We start from the raw sequence: 25172 nt of genomic DNA, 5'->3' as shown, positions 1-25172 counted from the left end.
ACGAAGGAGAAATCTTCGCAAGTAGCTCTACAAAGATTAACAGCTGTGTGGATAATCGTCGCGGAGATTTCTCCTTCGTCGAAATGACAAACTGAACGTATACTTTACTTAATAATATTTTCTTATAATACTTCGTAGATTCCAGCACTTCCTTGCCCAGTTCCCACACACATACTCACAATTCCGTATTTACTACCTCTGCGTTTCATCTCATCGAATAACTGAACAGAAAGTTTAGCTCCTGTACAACCCAGAGGGTGACCTAAAGCTATGGCTCCACCGTTTACGTTTACTATATCCGGATTTAATCCTAACTCGCGAATAACAGCCAAAGACTGAGAAGCAAAAGCCTCGTTTAATTCGACTAGCTCAATATCTTTCAATTCTAAACCAGCTTGTTTTAAGGCTTTCGGAATTGCTTTTACAGGACCAATACCCATAATTCTTGGTTCAACACCAGAAGAAGCAAAGTTTACCAAACGTGCAATTGGTTCAAGGTTTAATTCTTTTACCATTTCTTCACTCATGATTAAAACGAAAGCAGCACCGTCGCTCATTTGAGAAGAGTTACCAGCAGTTACACTTCCGTCAGCAGCAAAAACTGGTTTTAAACCTGCTAAAGCTTCTTTAGAAGTTCCAGCTCTTGGTCCTTCGTCTTTATTTACAACGTATGATTTTGTTTCTTTTTTACCATTTTCATTGATGAAAGTCTGCTCAACAGTAATTGGAACAATTTGTTTGTCAAATTTTCCTTCTGCCTGTGCTTTTAATGCTTTCATGTGAGAGTTATAAGCAAACTCATCCTGATCTTCTCTTGAAATTTTATATTGATTGGCAACCGCTTCAGCAGTTAAACCCATTCCCCAGTAATAATCTTCGTGACCTGCAGCAGCAACTTTATAATCCGGAGTTGGTTTGTAACCGCCCATCGGAATAAAACTCATGCTTTCTGCACCACCGGCAATGATACAATCTGCCATTCCTGACTGGATTTTAGCAGTCGCCATTCCGATAGTTTCTAATCCTGATGCGCAATAACGGTTTACAGTAACACCAGGAACATCTTCAACTTTTAATCCCATTAATGAGATCAAACGTCCTACGTTAAGTCCTTGTTCTGCTTCTGGCATGGCATTTCCTACCATAACGTCGTCGATACGTTTTTTATCGAAATTAGGCAGTTCGTCCATCATAAACTGGATCGTTTCTGCAGCTAATTCGTCAGGTCTTTTAAATCTAAAAACACCTTTTGGAGCTTTTCCAACTGCTGTTCTATATGCTTTTACTATATATGCTGTTTTCATAAATGATTGTATTAAGATTGGAGAATTAAGTATTAAGATTTTCCAATTGTTTTGTTGATATTATCTTTTAATGATCTTTGAAATGAAAAATTCATATTCGAAACTTCTACTAACTGATTAATAGTTGGTTGAATTAAATCTTCACTAACAAGCTTAAGTCTTTTTGCAAGTATTAATTGTGTTATTAATTCGAATGTTGAGCCATTTGCAATTCCTAAAAAGTGCATGAATTCTTTATCTGAATTTCTACCTGAACCTTCTGCAATATTTGAAGGAATAGAAACAGCACATTTTTTTATCTGATGAATTAAATTGAATTTTTCGTCATTTGGTAATAATGAAGAAATCTCATATACATGAACTGCAATATCCATTGCTTTCTGCCAAATCTTTAATTTTTCAAATTGGTGCATTTCTTAATACTTAATTCTTATGACTTAATACTAATTTCTCAAAGGTTTTCCTTTAGTTAACATATATTGAATTCTCTCTAAAGTCTTACGCTCAGTACAAAGAGATAAGAAAGCTTCACGTTCGATATCTAATAAATATTGCTCCGATACTAAAGTTGCTTCAGATAAATCACCACCAGCCATTACATAAGCCAGTTTGTTTGCGATTTTTTTATCGTGCTCAGAAATGTATTTTCCAGCCTGCATTTGATCTGTTCCAACTAAGAACATACCCAAAGCTTGTTTTCCTAGAACTTTAATATCATTTCTTCTGATTGGCTGTGTATAACCCGCTTCAGCTAATAATAATGTATGTTTTTTAGCTTCAGCGATCTGACGATCTTTGTTTACTACGATAATATCTTTACCATGTTGAAGAAGTCCGGTGTCAAAAGCCTCATAACCAGAAGTCGAAACTTTTGCCATAGCGATAGTTAAGAAATACTCTTGAAGAACGTTTAATTCCACATCATTTTTGCGGAATAAATCAGATGCTCTTAAAGTCATTTCTTTAGAACCACCACCACCAGGGATAACTCCAACACCAAATTCAACTAATCCCATGTAGGTTTCTGCAGCAGCAACCACTTTATCAGCGTGTAAGCTCATTTCGCATCCACCACCAAAAGTCATTCCGTGAGGAGCCACTACAACTGGAATAGAAGAGTAACGAACGCGCATCATCGTGTCCTGGAACAATTTGATTGCCATGTTCAATTCGTCGTATTCCTGTTCAACTGCCATCATGAAAATCATTCCGATATTAGCTCCAACAGAGAAATTCGCTGCCTGGTTTCCAATAACCAATCCTTGATATTCTTTTTCAGATAAGTCGATTGCTTTATTGATGGCTTGTAGAACATCGCCACCAATAGTATTCATTTTAGATTGGAATTCTAAGTTCAAAATTCCATCTCCTAAATCCTGAATGATTGCACCGCTGTTGCTCCAAACTTTTTTGCTTTCGCGAATGTTGTTCAGAATAATGAATGAATCTTGTCCAGGAACTTTTACTTGTGATTTTGTTGGAATATTATAGAAATAAGTCGCTCCTTCTTTTACAGAATAGAAACTATCGCTTCCAGAAGTCAGCATTTCATTAACCCATGCAGCAGGCTCTAAACCTTCAGCTTTCATGATTTCAATTCCCTTGGCAACACCAATGGCATCCCAGATTTCGAATGGACCATTTTCCCATCCAAAACCAGCTTTCATGGCATCGTCAATTTTGTATAATTCGTCTGAGATTTCAGGAATTCTGTTGGATACATAAGCAAACATTCCGGCGAAACTCTTACGGTAGAATTCTCCCGCTTTGTCTGTTCCTTTCACTAAAACTTTAAAACGATTGATAGGTTTATCGATTGTTTTAGTTAATTCTAAAGTTGCAAAATTTGCTTTTTTAGCAGCGCGGTATTCTAATGTATCTAAGTCTAAAGAAAGAATGTCTTTATCTACTTTTTTATAAAAGCCTTGTCCGGTTTTGCTTCCTAACCAATTATTTTCCATCATTTTGTTGATGAAATCAGGAAGTTTGAACAATTCGTGTTGTTCGTCTGTAGGGCAGTTTTCGTAAATACCGTTGGCAACGTGTACCAAAGTATCTAAACCAACAACGTCAACCGTACGGAAAGTAGCCGATTTTGGACGACCAATTACTGGACCAGTCAATTTATCAACTTCTTCGATCGTTAATCCCATTTCTTTAACTAAATGGAACAAACTCTGAATACCGTAAATACCAATTCTGTTTCCAATAAACGCCGGAGTATCTTTAGCAACAACAGATGTTTTTCCTAAGAATTTAGAACCGTATTCGTTTAAGAAATCCAATACTTCAGTTGAAGTTTTTGGTCCCGGAATAATTTCAAATAATTTTAAGTAACGCGCAGGGTTAAAAAAGTGAGTGCCGCAGAAGTGTTGTTGAAAATCTTCGCTTCTTCCTTCACTCATAAAATGAATTGGAATACCAGAAGTATTAGAAGTAACCAAAGTTCCCGGTGTACGGAATTTCTCGATTTGTTCAAAAACTAATTTCTTAATGTCTAAACGCTCTACAACAACCTCAATAATCCAGTCAACATTGGCAATTTTTGCCATATCATCAGTCGTATTTCCAGTCGTGATTCGGTTTGCGAATTTCTGACTGTAAATAGGAGAAGGTTTTGATTTTAATGAATTCGCCAAATGCTCGTTTACCACACGGTTGCGAACGGCTTTACTTTCAAGCGTTAATCCTTTTTTAGTTTCAGCTTCTGTCAACTCGCGGGGAACGATGTCAAGCAGTAAAACTTCAACACCAATGTTGGCAAAATGACAAGCTATTCCTGAACCCATAATTCCGGATCCTATTACAGCGACTTTTTTAATTGTGCGTTTCATATTTGATATTTTGTTTTTTTATTTTGAATTTCCTCAATAATTAAGGTTATTCTTTTTCTGTGTTTCCTGTTTGCTTCGCCAGTTCGCTGGCGCTCGTGTGATTAAATATGTTTTTGTCCTGAATCAATTCGTTGATGATTTCCGAAACTTCTATAAAATGCTGAAGTTTCTCATCTGAAACATGCTTTCGAACCGTTTCATTAAATTTCAGAACTGTATTTTTAGATAACTCTCTTTTTTCTTTTCCAAATTCGGTAAGATAAATCAAAACGCCTCTTCCGTCACTTGGATTTTTCTTTCGAACAATCAAACCCTTGTCTTCCATAGATTTTAATGTTCTGGTCAGGCTGGTAGCTTCCATTCCCATTCTTGGTCCCAAAGCTGTTGATGGAGTTCCTTCTTCTTTATCTATACTTAAAAGTGCAAAACCCGTTGCCATTGTAGCGTCATATTTAGCAGCTTCCTCATTATACATTCGGGAGACGGCCTGCCAGGTGGCTCTTAAAATATAATCTATTGTTTTATCTTTCATAAATAACGATATCGATTTCAAATATAATCAAAAAATACTATGCGTGCATATTATTTTTTGATAAATTTTAGGTTAATTAGAAAATGTCTTTGAATTAGTGTGTTTTTTGGATTCTTTTTAATTGAAATATACTATTCTTTTTTTATGTTTTTAAGAATTTACCGCTTCAAAAAATAGCATTATGATAAAATGATACAAAGCAATATTATGTAGATAAAATCCTGATTCAGGGCATTGAATCTTGTTCATCATATTTCGTCAATGCTTTTTGAAGTATTTCCTTCATTCGTTTTCTAAAACCTTCCGGACGCAAAATTTCAATTCCGCAGCCAAATCCCAATAGTAATCGCTCCATCTCATAATTCGGAATAATAAACAAATGAACAATAATACTCTTGTCCTCATTTTCCTGAATCAGTCTTTGTGTAGGATGCAAAGGCTTTGTCAGGACATAAGGAGCATTTTCAGCATCAATCCAAAGCTCAATGCGTCTGGGCTGCAAACCTGAATTTACTGTAACGCCAATCACATTTTTATAATACGATTCGGCATCAAAATCTTCTTCTAAATACGGAAGATTAAAATCGTAATCAATCGAAATGATTCTGTCCAGAGCTAAGTTGGTAATAGGCTGTGATTTTTTCTTCTTCCCAATTAAAAACCAGCGATTATTAAATTCCTTTAAAATAAAAGGATGAAAATGAAATTTGGTTTCGTCTCGCGATTTAAAAGATTTATAGGTAATAATCAGAACCATTTTCTTGATAATCGCCTGATATATTTCATCTAAATAATGAAGGCCTTTGAGTTTTTCATTCTTATCCAGATAAATTACCGGTTTGGTATGCGACTTTTCGGCATAGATTTTATCCTCCAGTCGTTGTAAAATATCCGATACGTCATTAAATAGAGAGAAATCCTTGAACTGCTTTAACATCGAAACCGTTTCTGTCAGGACATTCATATCCGTTTCTGTCAGCGGAATATCGGTTATCGTAAAATCTTCATCTTCATATTTATAATATTTTTTATCGTAAACTACAATTGGCGCATTATAACCCAATTTTTCACTTCGCATCAGCTGAATATCCATCTGAATGGTTCGCTTGCTGATTGGGTTTTCACGGCCTTCATATTCTTCCAAAGCCTGTGAACAGCATTCGATTAAATCTTCTAAAGTCCATTGCCTGTATTTATTCTGCAGACATTTGTCAATTGTTTTGTACCGAATTAAGGCATTTTTGTTTTGTGACATGGTTGTGTGTTTTTGCTCGCAAAGTCGCTAAGCCGCAAAGTTTTTTTTAGCCACAGGTTAAAACGATTAAAATGATTTTGCTCATTTTGTGTCATTTTGACGAAGGAGAAATCTTCGCAAGCAACTCCGCAACGAGAGTCCAATCTTTATGGAGCTTCTCGTGGAGATTTCTCCTTCGTCGAAATGACAAATAATACGTTTTGCTTTAATAAAAACTTTGCGACTTCGCGAGATTATTTTTTACCTTCTAAAATGCTTATCTCCTTTTCAATATTTTTCCTCGCTTTTTCTTCATATAAACCTCTGAATTCTTCGGTTTGAAAAATAAATTCATTTTCCAGAAAATGCTTCAACGCTTTGGCGCGTCCGGGTTTGTATAGAAAATCAGGATAAATGCGATATTCTTTTCGAATTTGTTCAAAATAGATTTTATAATCTTCCCAGTCTTTAGCCAGAATTTTCAAATCAAAATCAATTAACCAGTTTATATCTTCAATTGCGTTTTGCTGATGCTGTTGTGTTGCGCAGATCGCATCAAAAACCAATTGTTTATTTAGATTGACATTTTCAGGTAAAATCGACAAAGCATACTCAGCACTTTTGAGTTCGTTATCTTTTTTAGAAGCTGAATACACAAAATCATGATAAAAAATAGCAAATAATATTTCATTCGGATTTTGAAGTTTAGCGCGATACGTTTCAAAACCCTCTATCATTTCTTTTAAATGCGTGAGATTATGATAATGCCTTGATTTCTTGGAATATGCTTTTTCTAAATCCAGCCAGTTTAACTGAATTTCATTCACTGAAAAACCAATATTCGAGAGTAATTCAGAATAAATTTCTTTTAAATTCATCTTGTTTTTTACTCAAATTTAAAATTCTTTTTTTACTGCGCAAAATAATTGCGTAGTAGTTTTGAAATCTTTGCTCAGGAAATAAAACAAATAGTATTTCAAAAAATGAAACAAAAACTTTACTACGCAGAATAATTGCGTACTAGTTTTAAAATCTTTGTTCAGAAATAAAAGCAAACGTTCATAGAAATAAAAAATTGAGTCTAGATAGGTCAAGTCTGAGTTACTTCGAAAACACTTTCCAATGTACAAACTTGTACCATTACCTTTTAAACTCAAATTACAGTTGAAGCAGTAGCTCAGTGGTAGAGCAGGTAGTTTTGAAATTATCCTAAAGAGGTCAATCCAAACTTACTTCGTACACTTCTAATGTCCGGGTCGTGGGTTCGAATCCCATCTGCTTCTCTATTAATGGTCAATTGAAACTTACTTCTTATAGGTTAATTTCCCATCTTCCGAAAGGAAGTTGGCATTAAAGTTTTAAAATCATCATTAATAAAAAAGAGGGTCAAGATTAACTTACTTCTCGGGGAAATCCATCAGATAAAATAGTTCATCAATTACACTCCAATTTCAGGTCAAGTGTTTCTTACTTCAAAACTCTTTTAGGTAGAACTCAGAAACGCAATTATCTAAATTTTAAAAATTAAAAAAATGAAAACAACAGCATTATTAAAAATCAGTTTGCGTCAAAACGCTATTTTCATTCCGTCAGAAATGATTACGAATGACGTTAAAAATTTATCAGGAACAACATCCGTTTTGTTAGCCAATGTTTCAAAACTTGGATTTACATTTTCTGAGTCATTGCTTCACGCTTTAAACAATGTGAGCCCGAATTATAAAATCGAGGTTTTAGAAGTTTTGAGAGTAATTTTAGGAACAGATAAAAACTGGACGCCATTGGTAAAAGAATGGAATGTTCCAACAGGCGAATCTGTTATAGATCATATTCTAACTTATTTCTGGAATGTTTTAGGTGTGAAAAACGGAACTACTTTACAATGCGGACATATTATCCCTGATAATACTTTTCCATTAGAAAGATACAATGGTTGTCCGTTCTGCGGAACTCCGTTTGAATTTGGAAAACTGGAAAATATCGGACAAGGAAGTAAATTGAAAATGCTGGAATTATGGGCAGAAAAAGATTTAAATGATTTCTACATATCATTATTACAATCTAAAACCGCTTTAGACGCTACTCAGGTAGATAGTTTAAAAATGGCGATGAAATATTTGCCTTTGCCGAAAACCGAAATCGCAATGAAGGAAACTTTAATGCTGGTTATCGATCTTTTGATTGAAAATGGTAAAGAAGAAGAGGCTTCTCAATTTTTGAAAACGCCAACAGATATCTTACGATACTTGTGGTATAAAAACACAGGAATGCTTCAGATTATTGAGCCAAAAACGATTATCAAAAGAACATCAAAAAATGCACAGCATTTCCATAATGTTTTAGATACAAGCGTTCAGGCAAGAATTGCATCTCAAAAAGATTTGAAACTAAAATATTCCCGAAAAGAATGTTTAATGGTCGCAAACTGGTTGAATAATATGAACATGGACGTTGAAGCGATGTGCGAAACGATGCACCCAAAAAGAGGAATGTGGGTTCGTTTTATCCGCGCGCTTCGTTTGGCAGAATACAGCAAAAGAAAAGGATTCGAGAAATTGAACTTTTTAATGGATGTGTTCTACAACCAAGTGTACGATGTTTGGCAAAGCAAAGTAGATTCGTCAAGATTGAAATTTGATGCCGATAAAACATTTGCGTTATTAAAACAACGTCCAGGATTATTTGCTCGTTCGTTATTTTCGAATATGCTTTGGTTTGGAGCAGAGGAAACTGTTGCTCATTTTGAAGAAATCATCGATAAAGTTCCGGCTCGATTGGTGTTTACATTAAACATGTATGCGCAGAATTATTTTGATAAAAACATGCAGAGAAGCGTGAAACCTTTGGGTGGAACAAACAAACGAATTGAAGCAAACGCTCTATTGAAGTTGTACGAAGATTTTCAGTTGGAAGCAATGAAAAATCAAATCGAAGAATTGTGTCTTTTAGCCATGAAAAAACGATTTGCAAAAGTTGCTAATACCAATAAAACAATCTATATCGATCCGCAATTGTTTAACATTCCGGTTTCTATAGGAGATCGAAGTGATACAGTTCAGGATTTGCCAGTTGCTTTAATGGGAACACGTTTCCCAGTTGAAGGAAACGAAGTTCGATTGTTCATGCAGTGGGGTAAAGATTTGCCAGCGCAGCATTTAGATATGGATTTGAGCTGTCAGATTGCATATGAAGATCGCTTGGATATTTGTTCTTTCAGCCGATTGACAACTACAGGTTGTCAGCATAGTGGAGATATCCGTAGCATTCCGAATAAAATTGGAACGGCTGAATATATCAACATTAATATCGACGAATTGGCGAAAGCCGATGCGAAATTTGTGACTTTTACCTGCAATGCGTACAGCAACGGAAGTATAACTCCAAATTTGGTTGTAGGTTGGATGAACAGTAAATATCCGATGAAAATTTCGGAACGGACTGGTGTGGCTTACGATCCATCGTGTGTCGATCATCAGGTTCGTGTAACGCAAAATGTTGCCAAAGGTTTGGTCTTTGGAGTGTTGGATGTAGCCAAAAGAGAAATCGTTTGGTTAGAGATGACTTTCGGAGGTCAGGTTGTAGGCGGATTGGATTTCAAAGGCGTTCAGGCGTTGTTGTCAAAACTAAACAGCAAATTGAATATTGGTAGTTTGTTACAGCTTAAAGCGGAAGCTCAAGGTTTGACAATCACCGAAAATGAAATTGCCGATGAGGTTTATACAGCGCAATGGGCAATGAACCCAGCGGTTGTTACGCAATTATTGGTGGATTAAGTTGCAAAGGTTCATAGTAACAAAGTGACAAAGGTTTTTGTAGAGGCGCATTGCTGTGCGTCTCTGCAAAGATTGGTAAATTTAATCTCGCAAAGACGCGAAGTCGCAAAGTTTTTTTGCCACAGATTATGAGGATTAAAAGGATTATTAAAAAATCTGCAGAATCTGCAAAATCTGCGGGAAAAAATCTTTGAGGTTACTGTAACCACACAGTTTGTCATTTCGACCGAAGGGAGAAATCACACGCGGAATTCGACAAAGATTGACGAAGTTCTGTGTGGTGTTTCTAGTGTGATTTCTCCTTACGTCGAAATGACAAAAAGCACGTTTACAGTTTTTATAAAACTTTACGAGAAATAAATTATCCAAGCAAAATAACTGCGTAGTAATATTTTAATCTTTGAAAAAAAATGATAGATATGAGAAATTCAGAATTTGAAATCCATCCTTTTAATGAAGCTTTTTATATTCAAGCTTTATTAACCAAAACACGTTCAATTTTTAATGATGTTGAATTATTAAATGAAATTTTTGAAAGTGAATATTATGATTGTCAAAACGATGATCTAATTCTAGATTTATGTCAAAATATTATTCTTAATGTAGGAGGGATTTCTCGATTTTTTTGGCCTCCAAGCAGTGATGTATATCATAAAAGTCGAGGAAAAAAGCTACGCGAAGTTTATCATATTAGTAATTCAAGTATTTTAAAAAATAGACATATGCGAAATCTTATCGAACATTTTGATGAGAAATTAGATGATTTTTTAAAAGAATTTATTAGAGGGACAGTAATGCCAAAATATGTGGGACCAATAACTTACGTTGATGATCAAAGAACATTTTTTAGGGCATATTTTCTTGATAAACATATTTTTAAGATGTTTAATGTGGAATATCAAATGGAATCAATTATAGAAGAGCTTAATAGAATTCATGAAATTTTATTACGACAACAAGAAAATGGTGATCGATTTCAATTGGAATAAATATCTAAAGAAAAATATGTTTTAAAAAAAATAAAATGAAACCACCAATCTATCAAATATTTGGATCTGAAAATTCACTTGATGTCGATTTAGTTTTCTTTATTCAAGAAATGCCGGAAACGATTTTAGAAAAACTTTCACTCTCTAAAAAACTCAGTGAGTCGATAACATCATTTTATTCTGAAAAGCAAATCAATGCAAATCTAGCGGTTCAAAAAAACGGTCATTTAACGGAGGTTTACAAAGGCACAACAGACGAATTGAATAATGCATTGTTTCATACGTATCAAAATCATATTCAGAAATTTGATAATCAAATAACAAAACTTTTGGTGAGAGATATTGATTTGAAATTTTTGAGAAGTACCCGAATGATTTTGTCTTTTTTAAGCAAAACTGAATATCGTCCAGTAATAAAAAGTGCTTTGAAAGGTGATTTAGATGAAAAGATTCAGGCATTAGAAAAAATAGATTTAAAACATATTGATTCTTTCGGAAAAGATAAAAACAACCTGGATAGTATTAAATCAATTGCATTTCAGTTAGGACAGGCGATTTCGCTTCATGAAGGAAAAGAATTCTATACAAAAAATGAAATTGCATTTGAGTTTCCTGATTTGCGAAAATATCTTTTTAGAGAAAATACAGATTTTGAAAACCTCCAGCAATGGCTTCTCAATTTTGTAATGATACTCAAAAACAGAAGCTTTAAAATGAAAAACAAGGAAGAGTATAAATATGAAGATGAAAATAAATTTAACTACGCAAAATAACTGCGTATTCAATTTTGAATATTTGTTAAAAGATTAAAACTAATGAATACAACGCTTTTAAAAGAAATGATTTCGCAAAATTATGTCAGAGTAAACAAACATCCTGAGCATGATTTGTATATTTATAATTACACTCAAAATGCCCAATTTGAGAGAGTCTGGAATGAAATTACATTAAGCTGCCGGGGTTTGATTTTAGATGCAAATGGAAATGTTGTAGCCAGACCTTTTCCTAAGTTTTTTAATTTGGGTGAAATGGAAAATCAAATACTTCCCAATACAACTTTTGAAGTGTTTGATAAAATGGACGGTTCGCTTGGCATTTTGTATTGGATAAACGATGTACCATTTATGGCGAGCCGGGGTTCGTTCGCTAGCGATCAGTCGGATAAAGCAAATGAAATGCTTCATGGAAAATATAAGGATTCATGGTCATTACTGGATAAAGCCAAAACGTATTTGTTCGAAATTATCTATCCTGAAAACCGAATCGTTTTAGATTACGGAGCATCAGAAGAACTGGTTTTACTGGCTGTTATCGATACGCAGTCCGGAGCAGAATTTCCGCTGCAAGATATTGGATTTCCAATAGTTGAAAAATACGATGGGATAAAAGATATTCTGACTTTAAAAGAAATGAATACCTCAAATAAAGAAGGTTTCATCATTAAATACGCCAATAATTTTCGGGTAAAAATTAAATTCGAAGAATACCTTCGTTTACACCGAATCGTTACTCAGGTTTCTAATTTGAATATCTGGGAATATTTAAAAACCAATCAGTCATTCGAAGAAATTTTAGAGCGTGTTCCTGATGAATTTTTTAACTGGGTAAAGTTGACTAAAACAAATCTGGAAAATGAGTATAAAGCAATCGAAGCGCAATGTAAAGCTGATTTTAAAGCGTTAGAATCCCGTAAGGAAACCGCTTTGTATTTTCAAACGTGTAAATATCCAGGTGTTTTGTTTTGGATGCTCGATGGAAAAGAGTATTCAGATACAATCTGGAAAATGATTCGGCCAAAATTTGAAAAACCGTTTAACAGAGAAGAAGAATAAAATTTAATTTAAACTGCGCAAAATAATTGCGCAGTGACAAAGCTATATTTGTCAAACAAAAATAAAGGTCATGATTATAAAACTAAAATCGGAAAATAAATACTTTTTAGACATTCTTTACAAGAACCCGAACACCGATCAGGGACTTTATCTGAAAGAATTGAAAAACGGGATTTTAATTGGAAATGTAATTGCCGAAAACGAATATCACTGTGTCTTTTTAGACGGCAAAAACAGTTATCTGCCGGAAGAAGGCAATCAAATCGATTTTCAAAGTTACTGCAGTCCGTTGCTGGCATTAAACATCATGACGGAGTTTTTTAATCATTTATACAAAGAAAACAAAGTTTTAAGCGAAACGATGATTTCCTGGTTAGAGAAAAATTACGATGAAGTAGATACCGGAAAATGTACAATCGAAGTTCCAACATTCTTTATAGATTCAGGCTGGTATAAAAATGAAAAATACCTTTTGTCGAAATATATTGATGGTATATCGCTTCAACACAAAATTGGAAATAATTTCGAATTAAGGATAGAAGGAGCAACGGTAAGGGAAGCAATTCAGAAATTCTCGTTGGTAGCATTATTTACACATTTCACCAACAGGTACGCAGTGTACACTTTTATTGATGATTTTTTCATTCAGAAGCATATTACGATGTTTACCAATCTTACCGGAATTCCGTATTTCATATTTTATCTTTTTATAAAAAGAATCATGCGTTCTCCGGTGCAGTTTGAGAAATTTAAACCGCAGTTAGAAGCGTATTTTGATAATGAAGTTCAGTTTGTTTTTACAGATACGCATCAGTCGAGAAAAGAATTCATTTGCAGTAAAATTGATTTTGATGAAACTGTTTTGGATTTCGGTTGTGGAGAATTACAATATTTCAAATTATTAAATAAAAGAGGATTTACGCAGGAATATTACGCTTACGATGAGGTCGATTTTAAACACGTTGCAGATAAAATTCAGGCTATTGAAAGAGCAGATCATTTGGTTTGGGTTGAAAAATTAGAAGAGCTTAAAGATTTTGAAGGCCAGATTATTTTAAGCGAAGTGATTGAACACAATTCGTTAGAAGAAGCAAAATCATTGTTGATCTGGATTCGGGATAATACCAATTTTACGGGATTATTTGTAACAACACCGGATAAAGATTTCAACGTAAATTATGAATTGACAGAAGAGTTCAGACACGATGATCATGATTTCGAATTATCGAATGAAGAATTTGTAAAGTTAATTGAGGAGATTTTTCCAAATCCAAAAACATTTTATGGAGTAGGAGATTGTGTAAAAGGAATTTACCCGACAAGTGCGGTAATTATTCAAAAAAAGTAAAGAGATGTTAGATTTTAAAGTAAGAAACAGAATAGAGTGGTTCTGCACAAATAGGATAAATGATTTTTCGCCAACCATTTCTCCGGCTCCAAAAAGCAAAGACAAAAACGAAATCGAAAGCATCGAAGAAGCGGTCAATTATTATTTGAAAAATGGTGTGACTGATTTCGTGGTTCAGAAAAAATATATGGGTTCCTACTGCACGATTTATCTGAAAAGAAATCTCGATGAAACATATTTTGTTTCCAGAAATGGTTTCAAATTAGATCACATCAATGTTGAGCAGGCGATAAAAAGTCTGAAAGAGTTACATGCCAAAATGCTGATTGCTTTTCCTGATTTTGAAACGCTTTTGATTGCTTCAGAATTGTTGCCGTGGAAAGTTTTGGGAGCGGGATTAATTGAAAAAGAATTCACAGGTTATTATGATGCTTTACAAACGCACAATTTGTATTTGAAAAATTCGGGATTGCTTGAAAAACTGGTTTCGGTAAAAAATGAGGAATCGTTTACAGCTTATGTTTCGGATAAAAAGCAATTGACCAGAAAAGAATTCGGCAGTAAATACAAAACGCATATTGTTCGTCAGTACGAAGCTTTACAGGCAGTAAAAATTCCGGATTTAGGTAAACAGCAGGAATCATTAACTGTATTCAAAAATCAAATTGATACGTTTGGAACTGAAGGTGAAATACATTTTAAGCCTTTCACGATTTTAAAAGAAATCAGAATTTCGGGTGAAGAAGTATTGCCAAACAGTAATTTAACGTATGAACTGGTAAATGATGATGCATTTCTGCATTTAGAAATTACGGATTCTAATAAAGAAGAAAAGCTAAAAGAGATTTACGCTTTTTTTGAAAAACTGACTGAAGCCAATGAAGAAGGAATCATGATAAAACCGACTCAGAATTACATTAAAAACCTGCCGCCATGTTTTAAAGTAAGGAACAATAATTATCTCACGATGATTTACGGAGTGAATTTCCATCAGGATTTTGAGCATTATATCGATAAGAGAAACATAAAAAAGAAACTGGAACAATCGATAAACGGCTGGGAAATCAATCAGAAGATGCTTCAGATTCCGTACAAAGATTTAGGCGACGAAAATTATTTGATGCGTTTGCTTCTTTTGAAAAGAATCAATAACGAAGAAATAGAAAAAACATTAGATCCAAGATTGTAAGTAAGTCGAAAGTTTAAAGTCTTAAAGTTGCAAGTCGAAAGACATTGTTAATATTAACTTTATACTGTTTTTTACAAGACTTTATGACTTTAGGCTTTAGACTTTATGACTAAAAAAAAATAAAATGAAAAAGATACCTACACTAACGATATTAGTCGGCTGCCCGGCATCAGGAAAAAGTACGTTTGCCGAATGGAAAGTGAGAACTGAAGCCAAAACCATGCGAATCAGTCGTGATGAAATCAGGTTTTCGCAATTTCAGGAAGTGATGGACCAGTCAGTAGAAAGTATGATTACGAAGATTATCAATGTGCAGATTAAAACGTTGCTTTCAAACGGATGGAATGTAATTTTGGATACTTGCAACGTTAAAGCCGAATACCTGAAACAACCGGTAACCGAATTCTCAGAAATGGCAAATATCGAATTTAAAGTTTTTGATTTACCATTAGAAGAACTTTTTACCCGAAATGATAAAAGAGACCGAAAGGTGCCAAAAAAGGTAATCGAAAACATGTATCACCAATTGCAGAAAACCAAACAAAAATTTGATTTTAAATCCATCAGAAAAGTCGAAAAGAATCTGGAATACTGCGATCAAAATCCAGATCTGCCAAAAGCAATTATCTGTGACCTTGACGGAACACTGGCTTTGATGAACGGGCGGAATCCGTTTGATGCAAGCAAATGTGACGAAGATGAAATCAATAATCCGGTGGCCAATGTGTTGAGAAACTACAAGAAATTAGGTTACGAAATATTACTGGTTTCCGGAAGAGAAGACCGATACAAAGAACCAACGTTGCGATTTCTTCAAAAACACGAAATCGAATACGATGATTTGATTATGCGTAAAACCAAAGACAGCCGAAAAGATTCAATCATCAAAACCGAAATCTATAACGAATTTATAAAAGATAAATACTTCGTAGAATTTGTTTTAGACGATAGAAACCAAGTGGTCGATACCTGGCGAAATGATTTGAAATTACCTTGCTTCCAGGTGTATTACGGGGATTTTTAGGGTTTTGGGTTGAGGTCTTACCGCAAAGATTACCCTCATTTTTGTCATTTCGAGGAACGAGAAATCTTCGCAAGTAACTCCGCAACGAAAGTTCAAGCTTTGTCGAGCTTCTTACGGAGATTTCTCCTCCGTCGAAATGACAAACGTTACGAAAAAAAACTTTGCGACTCTGCGACTCTGCGAGATTTTTTTACCACAAAGGCATAAAATATTTCACGCAGATTTTGCAGATTCCAGCAGATTTAAAATGATTTTTAAAAATAATCTGCGAGCATCTGCTTAAATCTTTTTTAAATCTGCGTGAAACTAAAAATCAGCGCTTTAATGGCAAAAACAAAAAATAATTTAAGGTAAAGAGAGGGAAATTTTACCACAAAGGAATAAAATATTTCACGCAGATTTTGCAGATTTTAGCAGATTTGTTAGATTCTTTTTTTTAAATAATCTGCGAGCATCTGCTTAAATCTTTTTTAAATCTGCGTGAAACTAAAAATCAGCGCTTTAATGGCAAAAAACAAAAAATAATTTAAGGCAAAGAGAGGAAAAAAACTTAGCATCTTATTCTCTCAGAACCTTAGCAACTTTAAAAAAAAATGAAAACATACATAGACATAGGAATCAACCTAACCAACAAACAATTCCAAAACGACATAGACGATGTCGTACAAGACGCTTTAGATGCCGATGTATCGCAAATGATACTAACTGGAACAAGCGTACGAAATAGTGAAGAATCCGCAAAGATTGCCAGGCAGTATCCGGGCGTGTTGTATGCGACAGCAGGAATACATCCGCATGACGCGAAAAGTTTTGATGCGCAGAGCATTTCGAAACTAAAGGATTTATTACAACAGAAACACGTAGTTTCCGTTGGTGAGTGCGGACTCGATTTTGATCGTGATTTTTCGCCCAGAAACAAACAGGAAGAATGTTATAAAGCTCAGTTGGAATTGGCGATTGAAGTCCAGAAACCGTTGTTTTTGCACGAAAGAGCCGCTTTTACACGATTCATGGACATCACAAAAGACTATCTGCCGAAACTGCCAAAGGGCGTGGTGCATTGTTTTACGGGAAGTTTACAAGAAGCCAAAACCTATCTCGACAACGGATTTTATCTGGGTTTTACGGGAGCGATTTCGGATGCCAAACGTTTTGCTCATTTAAAAGAAGTCATTCAGTACGTGCCGCTCGACCGAATGATGATTGAAACCGATGCGCCGTTTATGCTGCCAAAAAATGTGCCGAACAGCCTTTTGAAGAAATACCACGAACGCCGTTGCGAACCTGCTTTTCTGCCTTTTGTGGCGGGAACTGTGGCGCAGTTTAAAGGAGTTTCTTTGGATAAGGTAGCGGAGGAAACTACCAGAAATGCTAAAGTCTTTTTTGGGATTTAGGATTTTTCTAATAGCTTTTGAAATAGAAAACAGCTGTCCGAACGGCAGGATGAATCGCAATAGCATTTTATTATTTGTAGTAAATGAGTTTAGGAGATGTAATATTTGTTTAATTTGCCTAAAAAATACGGAATGAAATTTATAACCAACAGAACCATAATTCTAAAATCATTTATTGCGGCAATAGCCGTATTAGGAATTAAAAATTTTATCTTTAAACATCTTTCGCTTTACGGGCAGGACTTTCACGATTTGATTGAACTGGCTGATATTTCGATTATTTTTACCGGAGCTTTTTTTGTTTTCGGATTACTGTTGGCAGCAACGATGACCGATTTTAAGGAAAGTGAAAAAATCCCTGGCGAAATAGCTTCTAATCTCGAAGCGATCAAAGATTGGATTTATCTGGCTTTCAGGGCACCCAGAACAGGAACTTCTGATTTGTGTAGGCAAGAATTAAACCCCGTTTTTTTGCGTCAGGAAATGATTGCCATTACGAATGGCATTGTGGAATGGATCAATTCTAACGGAAAAGATTCTAATGTTATCTTTCCCTTAATTCGGAAATCAAATGAGATCGCCTATTATTTTGCCGAAAGAGGTGTCGATAAAGAAGCCATAAAAGGCATACAGGAAAATACCAATGCGATGCGAAAACAGCTTACGCGTGCCTATTCGATTTCGAGAAACAACTTCATCAAGCCGGCTTATACCTTGCTCCACAGTATTTTGTTTATTGTCATGTCACTGTTGCTCATTACCAAATTCAAAAGCCCCTCGGCCGATTATCTGGTAACTTCTGCCATCACCTATCTGTTTTGCTATTTGTACTTATTGATTAGCGGCCTCGACGATCCTTTTGATATTTTCAATGGCGATACCAATGTCGATTTGAAACCCATTGACCGATTCAGGCAGCGTTTGGTTTCAGATTTTTTGGTTTAAAGCTTAAAAAAACATTGGGCAGAATAAAAACTTTGCGTCTCTGCGCCTTTGCGAGATTAAAAATACACAGCTTTAAATCACGTATTATTACCTGATTTAAAGCTTTGTTGTTTATCTATATTTGAAACCAGCCATGAAAGAAAAAATACTCCAAAAATTAAAACAGATAGAACTCGAAAAAGACGTAGAAATACTCTTTGCCGTAGAATCAGGAAGCCGTGCCTGGGGATTTGCTTCTCCGGACAGCGACTACGATATTCGATTTATCTACAAACACAAACCCGACTATTATTTGTCACTTTGGGAACAACCGGACGTAATTGAATTCATGACCGAAGACGATCTTGACGGTTCCGGCTGGGATTTACGGAAATCCATAAAATTGTTAGCAAAATCTAACACACCTTTGATCGAGTGGTTGTTTTCGCCAATAGTGTATTATGCAAATGATGATTTCGCAAAACAAATGCAGGAGATAGCCACGGAATGTTTTTCACCAATAGCGGTTTTACACCATTATTTAGGAACGACAAAAAATTTCATGGAAGTCTGCGAAATGGAAGAAGTAAAACTAAAAAGTTATTTCTACGCCTTACGCACCGCTTTAGCCGGAAAATGGATCATAGAAAACAACACTTTTCCGCCCGTTGCTTTTGATGATTTATTGCCAATTGCGCCACAAAACATACAAGACAAAATAATAGAATTACAAAATATAAAAGCCAGCCAAAACGAAAAGTATTTGCATCCAAAAGAAGTTGTAATAACTGATTTTTTATTGGAAACAATACAATTTAATCAGGAGAATGCGAGTAAGTTGGGAAGTGGGAAGAAAGTAAATGAGGAGTTGGATTTATTTTTTAGGCAATTAATAAAATAATTATGTTACAGAAAATTAGTTGGGATACTTTTAAAATAAAAAATGAAAATCAGACTAAATCTTTTGAAGATTTATGTTATCATTTGTTTTGTAGAGAACATAATCTTTCAAATGGAATAAAAGCTGATTTTAATCAAGCAGGTTTAGAAACTTATCCAATTAAGTCAAATATAACAAGTAAGATTATAGGATTTCAAGCTAAATTTTTTGAACCATCAATTAGTTATTCTCAAATTGAAAAATCTATTAAAAAAGCATTATCTAATTATAAAAAAGACAAATTAAAAGAAATTTATATTTATTTAAATGTTAATGCAGTATTGTCTTCAAAAGCAGCAAAAAAGATTGAAGATATTTCTAAAAAAGAGGGGGTTTCGATTGTTTGGATTAGTAAAAGTAAATTTGAAATTTTATTAAATCAGCCTAAAAACTTTGATTTAGCACAATTGTATTTTGGGCTAAGTGATGAGTTTGGATTTATTAAAAATTCACTAAGAAAGAATGAAGTAACTTTTATAAATTCTAAAGAGTTTATAAAACTTCCTTTGGTAGATTTTGAGAATCAAATTGTTGATATTGATTTAGATTCAAATAAGTCATTTTTAATAACAGGGAATCCGGGTTCTGGAAAAAGCCAATTTATGAAACAATTATTTGTAAAATATTCAGGCTTACATTTAAGCTTAAATGATTTTCAAGTTTTGATAAATAATGGTGCACTACCTATGTTGATTAATTTAAAAGATTGTTTTTCAGATAGTCTAGAGAATATTATACGCAATAGGCAAAAGAATTATAAGGTAAGTAATAATCTTAAATTTATTTATCTATTAGACGGTTTAGATGAACTTAATGAAGACAAGGCTGAACAGGTAATATGTTATATAAAAAACCTTGAAAGTGAAACTAACACAAAAAATGTGATAATTTCTTGTAGAAAAGGAAATTTAAATAGATTGAAAGCAATAACACATTTGCCTAATATTGCAAAGTGTCAAATAAATGATCTAGATCAGTCTTATATTTTATCATATTTTTTGAATAAAAGTAATTTATCAAAAGAGATAGAATTAAAAAACTTGATATCAGTTAACAAAGAATTGATTGAAGAAATTAAAGATATTTATTTAATAAAAATATTGTGGGATATTATAGAAAAATTGCATTTAAAAAGTACAATTATTGAGTTAATTGAACATAAAATTAATGAGCTTATAAATGATTCAAACCATAGAAATGAAATCCAAACTTTAAATTTGTTCAATCCAAAAGAAGAGGAGATATTGTTGTTAAATGAAAACATTTCATATAAATATAGTACACTTTATCAATTTCGCTTCCAACAAAAGGAGCTACAAAAATTTTTATTAAAAAAATATACGAGACTTGATTATAGTTCTGTAAATGATATTATAAATTATAATTCAAGTTTGTTTTTTGATATTTCGACAACTAATTTTAACGTTGAAAGTTCTTTTATTTATCAACATAGAAGATATCAAGAATATTTTTTTGCTAGAAAACTAAAAAAGAAATATGAATTAAATCCAAAAGTACTTCGTAAAAAAGATTTATTAATTAGTTCTGATTTTTTTGATGATATATTTTTAAAATTTTTAAGAAGTGAATATGAAAAAGATATTGAAAAAAATCTTCCTTTTTTATTAGAGTTAAATTTAATAAATATCTATAACGGAAAAAGTGACAAATATTATGCTGATGAGCCTTATTTCAAGGAATCAAAATTCTTTTTATTCGTTTTGTCATTACAAAGCAATACTGTTTTTGAAGAATTAATTAATGATGAAAATTTAAATCTTGAAAAATATATTTATTTCACTTACAATGAGGTTCAACAATTTTATGAAAAAGGACATAAAGAATTTGCATTAAAAATTCTTTCATCTATTGATTCTGATGAAGAGTATAAAGTTAGTTTGAAAGAACTTAAAGGAGCTTTTTTTATAAAATTTCAAATTGATAATGAAAGTGATTATGTGGAGTATTTTAAGAAAGATTTGAGAAAAAAATATAAAACCTATTCGAATGTTAAAGATTACATGAATGATGATCAGTCAGAGAAAGAAGTCATTTTAAAAGCATTTTTTGATATTGGTTTAAAATATAAGTTTAAGGATTTATTAAAAATGATAAAAAATCTAACGGACTATGAATTATTAGTTTTCTTGTCATTTTTGAGTGATGTTCAAAACTTAAATAAGTTATTAAATAATAAAGAATTAAGGTTAGAGATTAGTCAGAAAATAAAAAAGTATAAAATTGAACCTAACATAGATAATATTGTCGTTTACTTTTTTATGAAGTTTTTTGATATTGAAATCCCTAATGATAAAACTATAAAAATTCAAACATTTCTTGTGAATATTTCTCAAAGAATAAATTCACATTTTTTCGGGAGATTTATTAAGCCTTATACTTTGATTTCTTATATACTTGGGCAGGATGAATTTAATAATACATTAGATTTAAAAGATAAATATAAAACTCAAGATGCTATTGTAACGTATTGTTTTGTGTTTGAAAATTATGTGAACTCAATTAAAGGTTCTTATAATATTGAAATGGCAATAAATGCTTTTATTTATAAATACGATAATTGGGAATCACTTGATGCAAATCCTAAAGAATGTATGTCTATTTTATGGAGTAATTTTTATTCTTCTTTTATAGAAAAAGGAAAGGAAAAGAGATTACTAAATTATATTCTTAAGATAAGCAATAATTATATAAATAAATATACATTTTTTAAAGAGCTTAATCAGGTAAGTGATGCTTTTCATAAAATAGTTTGTGAAGAAGATATTTTAGAGTTTGAAGACGAGCTCAATATTTGGAAAGATGATTTTCCTAGATATGTAGAAAGATGCTTGATATTAAGTGGGTTTTATTCTTCAATTGATCAAAATAAATCAATTTTTTATTTGAAAAAGGCTATTTTAAATAGTTTTTTAAGGCATGGATGGAGAAAGGATATTATTATTTCATATTATTTAAATACTTCATTTGAACGCATAATAACAAATAATTGGAAATCAAAAAAAGAAATTCTTAAAATAGCTGATAGTATTTTTAGTTTAAATCTAAAGTTATATGAAATAACAGATTTGAAAGAAACTAAATGGGGAATTGTTAGTTTTATTGGTGTTATATCTTATTTTGATTTGAAATTAGCTAGAAAATATTTTAAAAAGTTTAAGAATATATATTATGATCATTCAATGGTAATTAACCGTTGTTTAAGAGAAATTTTAATTTTGGAAATTAGTAATAATTTTATTTCGATTACTAAAATAGAAAAAGAAATGAATGGATTATCAACTATGAGAGATTATCAAGGAAAAGTAGCTGATAGTTATTATGAAGATAAAATCATCATTTACATGGAAGTTTTAAAATCTAATTTTTACAATAAAGAAGATAAGAAAATCGCTTTTGATAGTGCTTATAATCAGATTTCACTTTTAAAAGAAAAAAAGAATTATCAAAATGTAAGTATTTCATCTGAATTATTAGCTAGTTTTAATACTCTTTGTAAAGAATACAAAAAAGATGTTGTATTTTCAAAAGTAGATGTTGAAATAGAGGATTGTCGTTATAAAATTATTAATGAAGAAGATTTTAAGCTTGAAATAATTAATTTGAAATCTAACGAAGATTTAGAAAAATTATATAAAAAATTTAAAAATTCAACCCAATTTCGTATTGAACTTAAAAATATTGACACATGGAAGTTACTGATTGATAAAACATATTTATTAGAATCAAATTTAAATATGTTTATTGATTTATTAAAAAGTCTTTATTATTTAGATTATGGTAATGGTTATTCATATAATGCAAATTATTTATATTTAGGTGTTAAATATGCATTTAGTCAACAGGAATATAAAAATGAAATCTTAGAATATTATTCAAAAGAATCTGGACATTCAGGTTTTTATAATTCAATTTTAATTTATGAACAAATAGGGAATAAAAATATGACCGTTAAGTTGTTTGATAGATTTCATAAGTTTTGTGATTTTTTGGTAAATTAGTAAACATGACCATCGCAAACCTAAAATCCCAAAACCTAATCCTTTTCGAAGTCATTTCGGGAAGTAAATCGTTTGGCTTAAATACACCAACATCTGATACCGATATCAAAGGCGTTTATTATCTTCCAAAAGAAAAATTCTTTGGGTTAGATTATATTCCACAGATCAGTAATGAAACCAATGATGAGGTGTATTATGAAATTGGCCGTTTTGTAGAATTATTGCTTAAAAATAATCCTAATATTCTGGAGATTCTGGCTTCGCCAGAAGATTGTATTTTGTACAGACATCCGTTAATGGAGCATTTGCAACTAAAAGATTTTCTGTCGAAACTCTGCAAAGATTCTTTTGCGGGTTATGCCGTAACGCAAATCAAAAAGGCGAGAGGTTTAAACAAGAAAATCGTAAATCCGCTGCCAAAGGAAAAGAAAAGCCTTTTGGATTTTTGTTATGTTTTAGAAGATTATAAAACCGTTTCGGTATTAGAATTTCTGACGGAAAATGATTTAAAGCAGGAACAAATTGGTTTAGTCGATCTTCCAAATTCAAAAGGAATGTTTGCAATGTTTTACGATTCCTGGAAAACATTGGGTTATAAAGGCATTATTCAAAAAGAAAACTCAAATGAAGTTTCGCTTTCATCGATTCCAAAAGGGGAAAAACTAATTGGTTATTTGTCGTGCAATCAGGACGGGTATTCCAAATACTGCAAAGAATACACCGAATACTGGAACTGGATCGAAAAACGCAACGAAGACCGCTACAACACCAATCAGCAGCATGGTAAAAATTACGACAGCAAAAACATGATGCACACGATTCGGCTTTTGCAGACCGCAGAACAAATTCTTTCGACGGGAAAATTAAATATCAGGGTTTCAAATCGGGAGGAATTACTCGACATCAAAGCCGGAAACAGAGAATACGATGATTTACTCGAAATGGCAGATAATTTAATTGCTTCAATCGAAAGTCATTATCAAACCTCAACTTTACCTGAAAAACCGGATGAAGAAAAAGCGATCCAAAATTTAATCAAAATTAGAGAAGAATTATACCTTTAAAAACAAAAAAAATGCGCAATTCTCATTGCGTATTTTATATATAAGAAATTCTTTTATCAAGAATATTATTTCCCTTTCATCAACTTCTCTAAATATTCAACCTTATCTTTTTCAGCCTGAACCAAACGTTCATAAAGTTCCACAACTTTATCAAGAGGATTGAAAGTACAATGATTATTAGTGTTATTTAAATAACCATTATTAGCACTATTATCATAAAAATTATTAAAGAAATTAAAAACAGATTCTTCCGAAAAGTTTTCAATAGCTTCAACCGTAACTCCCAGAGCTTTTGCAATTTCTACAAGTTTTTTAGAATCAACTTCTTCGCTTCCTTCAATTCCGGAAACAGTTTGCTGACTTATGCCAATAGCTGCTGCAAGCGCTTCTTGTTTCATACCACGAAGCTCTCTGATTCGGCTTATATTTCTGCCAATGTGTTTTGGTTTTGTTGCTGTGCTCATAATTCAAAGATATTTAATTTTTTTAAAAAAAATAGTGATCTGTAAAAAACACGATTGATTTGGTAAAATACTCTTTAGGTTATTTTTTGTACAGCGTAAATATATGCTTTTTCTTACTTTCGTAAGTCTAAATAATTATGTCTTGTCCTGAAATAGCTATACACAATTCACGAGTGTATGGAACACAAGGAACAGGAAGTTTATGCTCCCCGGGATCGTAAACAAAGTCATTATGACAAAAGATTGATTTTAAGAGTTGTAAAGGAAGTGGAAGCGGGTCTTCCACGCAAGGAAGCCAACCGTATTTA

General features: G+C 32.7%; 19 protein-coding genes and 1 tRNA gene. 13 read left to right on the top strand and 7 right to left on the bottom strand.

What is annotated here, in order from left to right; translation table 11 throughout:
- Window positions 1-122: 122 nt before the first annotated feature.
- The 6 genes from JE46_RS15950 to JE46_RS15925 all read right to left on the bottom strand — a co-directional run bounded on the left by JE46_RS15950 (window position 123) and on the right by JE46_RS15925 (window position 6782).
- A complete protein-coding gene (locus tag JE46_RS15950; RefSeq protein WP_031456276.1) occupies window positions 123-1304 on the bottom strand; it encodes a thiolase family protein in 1182 nt (393 codons plus the stop codon).
- A gap of 32 nt (window positions 1305-1336) precedes the next feature.
- The gene (locus JE46_RS15945) at window positions 1337-1717 is read right to left on the bottom strand and encodes a four helix bundle protein (protein WP_031456275.1); all 381 of its coding nucleotides are present in this window, start codon (window positions 1715-1717) and stop codon (window positions 1337-1339) included.
- Window positions 1718-1747: 30 nt separating this feature from the next.
- On the bottom strand, window positions 1748-4138 hold the full coding sequence (locus tag JE46_RS15940) for a 3-hydroxyacyl-CoA dehydrogenase/enoyl-CoA hydratase family protein (RefSeq protein ID WP_031456274.1): 2391 nt from the start codon (window positions 4136-4138) through the stop codon (window positions 1748-1750).
- Between the two features lie 46 nt (window positions 4139-4184).
- Complete coding sequence (locus JE46_RS15935) at window positions 4185-4670, bottom strand: MarR family winged helix-turn-helix transcriptional regulator (RefSeq protein ID WP_031456273.1); 486 nt, start codon at window positions 4668-4670, stop codon at window positions 4185-4187.
- A gap of 226 nt (window positions 4671-4896) precedes the next feature.
- On the bottom strand, window positions 4897-5925 hold the full coding sequence (locus JE46_RS15930; RefSeq protein WP_031456272.1) for a helix-turn-helix transcriptional regulator: 1029 nt from the start codon (window positions 5923-5925) through the stop codon (window positions 4897-4899).
- A gap of 233 nt (window positions 5926-6158) precedes the next feature.
- Entirely contained in the window at window positions 6159-6782 is a 624-nt protein-coding gene (locus tag JE46_RS15925; RefSeq protein ID WP_031456271.1) for an HD domain-containing protein, read from the bottom strand.
- A 288-nt stretch (window positions 6783-7070) separates the two neighbouring features.
- Here JE46_RS15925 and JE46_RS24070 point away from each other — a divergent pair.
- The 13 genes from JE46_RS24070 to JE46_RS15865 all read left to right on the top strand — a co-directional run bounded on the left by JE46_RS24070 (window position 7071) and on the right by JE46_RS15865 (window position 24400).
- Window positions 7071-7187 (top strand) — tRNA-OTHER (locus tag JE46_RS24070).
- A 249-nt stretch (window positions 7188-7436) separates the two neighbouring features.
- Window positions 7437-9677, top strand: a complete 2241-nt coding sequence (locus JE46_RS15920; RefSeq protein ID WP_031456270.1) for a hypothetical protein — start codon at window positions 7437-7439, stop codon at window positions 9675-9677.
- 419 nt (window positions 9678-10096) lie between these two features.
- Window positions 10097-10666, top strand: a complete 570-nt coding sequence (locus JE46_RS15915; RefSeq protein WP_031456269.1) for a hypothetical protein — start codon at window positions 10097-10099, stop codon at window positions 10664-10666.
- 35 nt (window positions 10667-10701) lie between these two features.
- Window positions 10702-11439 (top strand): hypothetical protein, encoded by a 738-nt coding sequence (locus JE46_RS15910; protein ID WP_031456268.1) that lies wholly within the window; start codon window positions 10702-10704, stop codon window positions 11437-11439.
- 42 nt (window positions 11440-11481) lie between these two features.
- Entirely contained in the window at window positions 11482-12498 is a 1017-nt protein-coding gene (locus JE46_RS15905; protein WP_051872903.1) for an RNA ligase, read from the top strand.
- 70 nt (window positions 12499-12568) lie between these two features.
- Window positions 12569-13846: a methyltransferase domain-containing protein gene (locus tag JE46_RS15900; RefSeq protein WP_031456266.1), complete on the top strand. Its 1278-nt coding sequence runs from the start codon at window positions 12569-12571 to the stop codon at window positions 13844-13846.
- Between the two features lie 4 nt (window positions 13847-13850).
- Window positions 13851-15035 (top strand): DNA ligase-like domain-containing protein, encoded by a 1185-nt coding sequence (locus JE46_RS15895; protein ID WP_031456265.1) that lies wholly within the window; start codon window positions 13851-13853, stop codon window positions 15033-15035.
- A 124-nt stretch (window positions 15036-15159) separates the two neighbouring features.
- Window positions 15160-16059, top strand: coding sequence for a phosphatase domain-containing protein (locus JE46_RS15890; RefSeq protein WP_031456264.1), 900 nt, complete (start codon window positions 15160-15162; stop codon window positions 16057-16059).
- A 593-nt stretch (window positions 16060-16652) separates the two neighbouring features.
- The gene (locus tag JE46_RS15885; protein WP_031456263.1) at window positions 16653-17453 is read left to right on the top strand and encodes a TatD family hydrolase; all 801 of its coding nucleotides are present in this window, start codon (window positions 16653-16655) and stop codon (window positions 17451-17453) included.
- A 132-nt stretch (window positions 17454-17585) separates the two neighbouring features.
- Window positions 17586-18398 (top strand): hypothetical protein, encoded by an 813-nt coding sequence (locus tag JE46_RS15880; RefSeq protein WP_157505935.1) that lies wholly within the window; start codon window positions 17586-17588, stop codon window positions 18396-18398.
- 133 nt (window positions 18399-18531) lie between these two features.
- Entirely contained in the window at window positions 18532-19278 is a 747-nt protein-coding gene (locus JE46_RS15875) for a nucleotidyltransferase domain-containing protein (RefSeq protein ID WP_031456261.1), read from the top strand.
- A 2-nt stretch (window positions 19279-19280) separates the two neighbouring features.
- Window positions 19281-23336, top strand: coding sequence for an NACHT domain-containing protein (locus JE46_RS15870; RefSeq protein WP_031456260.1), 4056 nt, complete (start codon window positions 19281-19283; stop codon window positions 23334-23336).
- A gap of 5 nt (window positions 23337-23341) precedes the next feature.
- Window positions 23342-24400, top strand: a complete 1059-nt coding sequence (locus JE46_RS15865; protein ID WP_031456259.1) for a nucleotidyltransferase domain-containing protein — start codon at window positions 23342-23344, stop codon at window positions 24398-24400.
- Window positions 24401-24465: 65 nt separating this feature from the next.
- Here the strand turns inward: JE46_RS15865 and JE46_RS15860 are convergent, their stop codons facing one another.
- A complete protein-coding gene (locus JE46_RS15860; protein ID WP_031456258.1) occupies window positions 24466-24864 on the bottom strand; it encodes a helix-turn-helix domain-containing protein in 399 nt (132 codons plus the stop codon).
- Window positions 24865-25172: the final 308 nt, after the last annotated feature.

The sequence above is a fragment of the Flavobacterium chungangense LMG 26729 genome (assembly GCF_000735715.2).
Taxonomy (GTDB): domain Bacteria; phylum Bacteroidota; class Bacteroidia; order Flavobacteriales; family Flavobacteriaceae; genus Flavobacterium; species Flavobacterium chungangense.
The sequence above is the reverse complement of the archived record's forward strand: the minus strand, read 5'-3'. Positions and strand labels throughout refer to the sequence as shown.